Annotated in this window: 5 protein-coding genes; 4 read left to right on the top strand and 1 reads right to left on the bottom strand. The window is 57.9% G+C overall.

Annotated features, from left to right (window positions below; all coding sequences use genetic code 11):
- The coding region (locus C5O24_RS10145) for an iron-containing alcohol dehydrogenase (protein ID WP_133165528.1) at positions 1 to 485 on the bottom strand (485 nt) is incomplete at its 3' end.
- A 275-nt stretch (positions 486 to 760) separates the two neighbouring features.
- Between C5O24_RS10145 and C5O24_RS10140 the strand changes: the two genes are divergently transcribed.
- From C5O24_RS10140 to C5O24_RS10125, 4 genes are all read left to right on the top strand, one after another.
- On the top strand, positions 761 to 2,068 hold the full coding sequence (locus C5O24_RS10140; RefSeq protein WP_107681784.1) for an MFS transporter: 1,308 nt from the start codon (positions 761 to 763) through the stop codon (positions 2,066 to 2,068).
- An 82-nt stretch (positions 2,069 to 2,150) separates the two neighbouring features.
- Positions 2,151 to 3,074 carry a dihydrodipicolinate synthase family protein gene (locus C5O24_RS10135; RefSeq protein ID WP_107681783.1) on the top strand — a complete coding sequence of 308 codons (924 nt, stop codon included), beginning with the start codon at positions 2,151 to 2,153 and terminating at the stop codon, positions 3,072 to 3,074.
- A gap of 15 nt (positions 3,075 to 3,089) precedes the next feature.
- A complete protein-coding gene (locus C5O24_RS10130) occupies positions 3,090 to 4,298 on the top strand; it encodes an AGE family epimerase/isomerase (RefSeq protein ID WP_107681785.1) in 1,209 nt (402 codons plus the stop codon).
- 82 nt (positions 4,299 to 4,380) lie between these two features.
- Positions 4,381 to 5,807, top strand: a 1,427-nt coding sequence (locus tag C5O24_RS10125; RefSeq protein ID WP_107681782.1) for a GDSL-type esterase/lipase family protein, incomplete at its 3' end; no start/stop codon positions are given.

The following is a 5,807-nucleotide window of genomic DNA, read 5'->3' as shown; positions in this document are numbered from 1 at the left end:
ATCTTGTGCAGGCCCTCTTCAAGTGTGATCACGCAGTTGCCCGACCCTTCCGATCCGGCGGCAGGGATGGTGAGCACCACTCCTACCGGGAGAGCCTTCTGCGGGGTGGCGCGTCCGGCGAAGAAATCCCAGAAGTCACCTTCATAAGGCACTCCGAGCGCTATAGCCTTGGCTGTGTCGATGGCCGATCCGCCGCCAACGGCCAGAAGCGCGTGGAGTCCTCCGCGGCGCATCATCTCTATGCCGCGGCGCACCGGTCCGTCGGTGGGGTTGGGCTCGATGCCGCCAAGTTCCTCGAAGCGGATTCCGGCTTCGTGGAGTTTCTCTCTGACTCTCGCGAGCAGCCCCGAGCGTTCGGCCGATCCGCCGCCGTAGACCATGAGTACGCTGTCCATGCCGTTGGCAAGCAGCTGTGTGCCTGCCTCCATTTCCGCTCCGCGTCCGAACACGTAGCGTGTCGGAGTGCAATATCTGAAATTATCCATCTGTCAGTGGTGTTGTTGAGTGTCGCAAACTTACGATTTTTTTTCGACACTGTGCCTGAATACTCCTCTTTTTCTCGTCGATTCAGCACGCTGCCGGCATGTAAAGGCTTTTTTGTCGCATCTTTTGTCAAAAAAAGTGTGTTGCAGTGCGGTTCAATCGAAAAAAAACGTAAATTTGCAGCAAAATGGTGGCTGACTGCGGCCGTGGTATATCGGCCGGAGCGTATGCCGTCGAAAAAGAGTAGCAAATCAACAATACCCTTAAATCCGCAAATATGGCATTACAAAACAAAAAGTTCTATCCGTGGCTCGTGGTCGGGCTGCTTTGGGTGGTGGCACTCCTCAACTATATGGACCGCCAGATGTTGTCGACTATGCAGCAGAACATAGCCAACGACATCCACGCCCTGCAGAATGCCGAGGCGTTCGGCGCTCTGATGGCTATATTCCTGTGGGTCTACGGCATATCCAGTCCGTTTTCCGGCGCCGTGGCTGACCGTGTCAGCCGCAAATGGCTTATTGTAGGCTCTCTCGGCGTGTGGTCGGCTGTCACCTACGCCATGGGACTCTGCCACGACTTCCAGTCGCTCATGTGGCTTCGTGGCATCATGGGCATCAGCGAGGCTCTTTACATACCCTCCGCTCTGTCGCTCATAGCCGATTATTTCACCGGTCGCGGACGTTCGCTTGCCATAGGCCTGCACATGACCGGCCTCTACTGCGGTCAGGCTCTGGGCGGATTCGGATCGATGGTGGCTTCCACATGGTCGTGGCAGCAGACTTTCCACTGGTTCGGCATCATAGGTGTGGCCTATGCGATAGTGCTGATATTCCTTCTTCATGAGAAGTCGGGTCGCGGAGTGGCTGCGCGTCCAGTGCCCTCCGGCGAGGCGCAGGGACGCAAGGGCGGCAAGGAGTCGATGCTCCAGTCGTTCGGCGTAGTGTTCTCCACTATGGCGTTCTGGGTGATACTGTTCTTCTTCGCCTCCAGCTCCATCCCCGGCTGGGCTACCAAAAACTGGCTGCCGACGCTCTTCCACGACAATCTTGACCTGAGCATGGACTGGGCCGGCCCGATGGCCACGCTCACCATAGCCGTGTCATCGTTCATCGGAGTGATGATAGGAGGCCCGATCAGCGACCGATGGGTGCGCAGCAATGTGCGCGGCCGCATCTACACCTCTGCCATAGGCATGGCAATGATGATTCCGGCTCTGGTGTTCATCGGTCTGGCTCACAACGCCTGGCTGTCGGTGCTTGCCGGATTGTTCTTCGGCATCGGCTACGGAATGTTCGATGCCAACAATATGCCTATCCTCTGCCAGTTTGTAAGCTCGCGCCAGCGCGCCATGGCCTATGGTCTGATGAATTCCGTGGGCGTGATCATGGGCGCGATCACCACTCAGCTGCTCGGCTCGTTTGCCGAGTCGGTGGGGCTCGGCCTCTGTTTCGCACTTATGGGCGGCATACTGCTGATAGCTCTCGCCCTGCAGCTTACGGTGCTCCGTCCGAAATATGACGACAAGGACCAGGAGGAGGCAATGGGCGCCGACAACGAGGCGGCCGAAACGGTGACAGCCTGATCTGCGCTGACAAAGATATCATGGAGTAAAACTTATATTCTCCGAAACAAGCAAAATAAATCCAAACAAGTAAAATACTATTATGGAATTCGAGAAAATCAAGGGTCTTATCGACGCCCCTTTCACGCCATTCCTCGAGAACGGCGAAGTCAACTATGAGCCGATACCCGCGTATGCGGCAATGCTGAAGAAAAACGGCCTGAAGGGCGTGTTTATCAACGGTTCGTCGGGCGAGGGATATATGCTTACCGACGACGAGCGCAAGCGTCTGGCCGAGGCATGGATGGCCTCCAGGCCCGATGATTTCAAAGTTATAGTACATGTGGGCAGCTGCTGCGCCAAGAGCGCCCGCGAGCTGGCCCGTCATGCCGCGGAGATCGGAGCATGGGGCATCGGCGCCATGGCTCCCCCCTTCCCCAAGATCGGCCGCATAGAGGAGCTCGTGGAGTATATAGAGCTGATCGCAGCCGGCGCACCCGAGCTGCCGTTCTACTACTATCACATCCCGGCATTCAATGGTGCTTTCCTGCCGATGACAGAGCTTCTCAAGGCTGTCGACGGCCGCGTACCCAACTTCGCAGGTATCAAGTACACCTTCGAGAGCATATATGAATACAACCAGTGCCGCCTCTACAAGGACGGCAAGTTCGACATGCTCCACGGTCAGGACGAGACTATCCTTCCCTCGCTCGCCATGGGTGGCGCGCAGGGCGGCATCGGCGGTACCACCAACTACAACGGACGCGAGCTGGTGGCTATCATCGACGCCTGGAAGCGCGGCGACATCGAGGCCGCACGCGAACACCAGAACTTCTCGCAGGAGGTGATCAACGTCATCTGCAAATATCGTGGCAACATCGTCGGCGGCAAGCGCATCATGAAGCTTATAGGACTCGATCTGGGCAAAAACCGCATACCGTTCCGCAATATGACCGATCAGGAGGAGGCCGCCATGAAGGCCGACCTCGAAAGCATCGGATTCTTCGAGCGCTGCAACAAATTCTAAACCGTTATGTGGACTATCGACACTGAAAAATATCTCACCGAGTGGCGCGAACACTACCGCCACGATCTCCTCGACGACATTCTGCCTTTCTGGCTCAATCACGGGCTTGACAAGGTGAACGGCGGCGTGTACACGTGCGTCGACCGCGAGGGCAAGCTCATGGACGGCACCAAATCGGTGTGGTTCCAGGGCCGCTGTCCGTTTGTCTATTCGTTTGCCTACAACAATATCGACCGGCGTCCGGAGTATCTGGCCATGGCCAAGAACTGCATCGACTTCATCGAGGCCCATTGCATAGATCCGACCGACGGACGTATGTATTTCGAGGTTACAGCCGACGGACGCCCGTTGCGTAAACGCCGCTACGTGTTCTCCGAATGCTTCGCGGCCATAGCCATGGCCGAATATTCGAAGGCCACCGGCGACCGCTCTTATGCCGAGAAGGCGCTGAAGCTTTTCAAGGAAATAGTGAGGTTCATCTCCACTCCGGGCATCCTTGAGCCGAAGTATCTGCCCACGCAGCCCGCCATAGGCCACAGTATCACCATGATACTCATCAACACCGCCTCGCGCATACGTGAAGTGATACCCGATCCTGAACTTGACCGGCAGATCGACAATTCGCTTGAGCTGATACGCACCAAGTTCATGCATCCCGAATTCAAGGCTCTGCTGGAGATGGTCACTCCCGAAGGCGAGCTGATCGACACTATCAACGGACGCGTGATCAATCCGGGCCACTGCATCGAGACGGCATGGTTCCTCCTCGAGGAGGCACACTACCGCGGCTGGGACGAAGGCAAGGGCAAGGAGATTAAGGAGATGGCTCTGCAGATCCTCGACTGGTCGTGGGAATGGGGCTGGGACGAAGAGTTCGGCGGCATAATCAACTTCCGCGACTGCAAAGGCTTCCCGGCACAGGACTACTCGCAGGATATGAAGTTCTGGTGGCCGCAGACCGAGGCTGTCATAGCCACTCTCTATGCATATCTCGCCACGGGCGACACCAAGTATCTCGAGATGCACCGCATGGCCAACGACTGGACCTACGAGTTCCTCCCCGATCCGGTCTATGGCGAATGGTTCGGTTATCTCCATCGCGACGGAAGCGTGGCACAGCCTGCAAAGGGCAACCTGTTCAAGGGTCCGTTCCACGTACCGCGCATGCTCATCAAGAGCCAGATGCTCATCGACGAGATCCTCGCTGTCCATGTCAGGAAATAATCAGAATTATCCAGCATAAACCAATATTTGGGGCTGTCGGCGGCCGTTATGCCGCCGACAGCCTTTTGATTACATTCAGCCCATGAAAAAATTACTGACAGCGTTGCTTGCCGGTGCTGCACTGACCATGGCGACCACCGCGCCGGCCGTGGCAAAGGTCAAGGTGGCTTGCGTAGGCAACAGCATCACTTACGGAGCCACGATCCCCGACAGGGAGCGCGACAGCTATCCGTCGCAGCTTGCCAGAATGCTCGGACCCGACTACGAGGTGGGCAATTTCGGACGTAGCGGAGCCACGCTGATGAAGCGCGGCCACCATCCCTACAATGCCACAAAGGAGTGTGCCGACGCCAAGAACTTTGCCGGCGACATTGCCGTCATACACCTCGGCGTCAATGACACTGATCCCCGCGACTGGCCCGACTTCAGCGACGATTTTGTCAACGACTATGTGGAACTTATCGACTCGCTCCGTGCCCGCAATCCGAAGGTGCGGGTGATCATAGCCAACATTTCGCCTGTGCGCACCACCCACTACCGATGGCGGTCGGGCACCTGCGAGTGGCGCGATTCGGTCAGAGCGTGTGTGGCCGACGTGGCTCGTCTGACCGGCTCGGAACTCATTGATTTCAACGATCCTCTGCTCGACAGGCAGCAGCTGGTGGCCGACGGCCTGCATCCCGACGCGCTCGGAGCATCGCTGCTCGCACGCACCGTCTACCGGGCCATCACCGGCAACTACGGCGGCCTGAAACTGCCGCAGGTGTGGGGCGACGGCATGGTCATACAGCGATACCGTCCGGTGACGGTCAACGGCACAGCCGATGCCGGAACCACCGTGACGGTGACTCTCGGCGCCAATAAGGCCACAGCGGTGACCGACAATCGCGGACGCTGGTCGGTCACACTGCCGCCCATGAAAGAGGCCACGGGACTTGAGATGACCGTCACCGACGGCCACCGCAGGCTCGCTTTCTCCGATGTAGCCGTCGGCGAGGTGTGGCTCGCTTCGGGTCAGAGCAACATGGAGTTCGCAACGGCACATACGAAGACATTCGCCGCCGACAGCGCCATGATGGATGATCCGATGCTGCGTCTGTTCGACATGTTCCCCAGAGCCTACACCACTCCCGCCCAGTGGCCTGATTCGGTCAAGGAGCGTATCGACAGCCTTGATTATTACCTCCCCGCACACTGGGCTAAATCAGATGTCGGTTCGGCGCGCCGCATGTCGGCCGTGGCGTGGCATTTCGGACGTGTACTCCGCGACAGCCTCAAAGTGCCGGTGGGCATCATCTGCAATGCCATCGGCGGTTCGGGCACCGAGGCGTGGGTGGACATCGAAGTGATGAGCCGTGAAATGCCCGAAGTGCTTGTCAACTGGCGTCGCAACGACTACATACAGAAGTGGGTGCAGCAGCGCGCCGGCGAAAACACCGGCACCGACGAGGCCTCTCTGGCTCATCGCCACCCCTATGAGCCTACCTACCTGTTCGCTACCGGCATCAG

Source organism: Paramuribaculum intestinale (assembly GCF_003024925.1).
Lineage (GTDB): Bacteria > Bacteroidota > Bacteroidia > Bacteroidales > Muribaculaceae > Paramuribaculum > Paramuribaculum intestinale.
This window is presented reverse-complemented; position numbering and strand designations above follow the sequence as displayed.